This window comes from Amorphus sp. MBR-141 (assembly GCF_053628695.1).
This window is the reverse complement of record NZ_JBRJGW010000100.1, coordinates 1-1,034: the sequence shown is the minus strand read 5'-3', so window position 1 is coordinate 1,034 and position 1,034 is coordinate 1. Positions and strand designations below refer to the sequence as shown.

The following is a 1,034-nucleotide window of genomic DNA, read 5'->3' as shown; positions in this document are numbered from 1 at the left end:
ATCGCCTCGGCTGAAGCCTTCCTGCACGCCGCCTCCGTCATGCTCCTCGCAAGACGTCTGGCCCGCGCTCCATGAGTTTCGAGTCCGACTCTCAGAAGAAGAAGCATGTCGAGCAGGATCAGGGCCCAGACTGGGTCTATGATGTTGCGGCAATGCGAATGTCCGCACCCAGCGGACGTTCAGTCAAGTTGACCCCTCGCGAAGCCCGCTTCGTAAGCTGCGTGGCCCGCGCAGGCGGACGGAGTGTGGCGAGGGGTGTCGTCCTTGAGGCGCTCGGAGACCGCGACACCGACAACGGTCGTCGCAATCTCGACGCCCTCGTATCGAGGCTCCGGATGAAGGTGCGTGACGGGACGGGCCAGGCTTTGCCCATCGAGACAGTGCAAGGCGTAGGGTTCTACGCCACCAGCGGATTGAGTCTGTGCGGCTGAAGTCGTTGGGCCGGGCCCGGGAATGTGAGCCTCTGGTCAGAGGCCGCCGCGCAACCTCGTCGGGAGGTGGATGACCCGAGCCCGAATGCGCTCCCAGCCGGTTGGTGACGCCGGCTTGCAGAGGGTCATGGGGATCCCAGCCGGCGCGTCGGCACGGTGCTGGGGATTCTCCGTCCGGTGATTCGAAAGCGCGGTCACCGCGACCCGCGGAACTGTCGGAGGGATTCGCGACGGGGGACTGGCGGCCAAGAAAGACGATGAAAGTCAAAGGGTTATGGCGGAGAGGGAGGGAGGCAATCCCATTGCACAAGAAACGGATCCCAATGTCAATTTCACCTATAAATTCGGACAATACCCGGCGGGATACCCGCTGCCGCTGCTGCTAAAATTTCATCCCGCGGCGATTCGCGACCGAATGACGCCGTTCGTTCACCTGTTGAGTCCCCACCGAGTCGTCCGGGGCAAATCTTAGTGTGTACTGGGACTTATTAGAGACAAGGCTGGAGTGGCTGACCTGCCACTGAACTGTCATCCAGCTGCGATTAGAGCCTCGGTCGTTTCTGCTACGCCATAGGGCGCGGGTTGAGCAAGCGGCGGAGACGC

1 protein-coding gene is annotated in these 1,034 nt (G+C 62.2%); it reads left to right on the top strand.

Features of this window, described 5'->3' with window-relative positions:
- The first annotated feature begins 71 nt into the window (after nt 1-71).
- Entirely contained in the window at nt 72-431 is a 360-nt protein-coding gene (locus tag ACSSVZ_RS28200; protein WP_453974183.1) for a helix-turn-helix domain-containing protein, read from the top strand.
- Nucleotides 432-1,034: the final 603 nt, after the last annotated feature.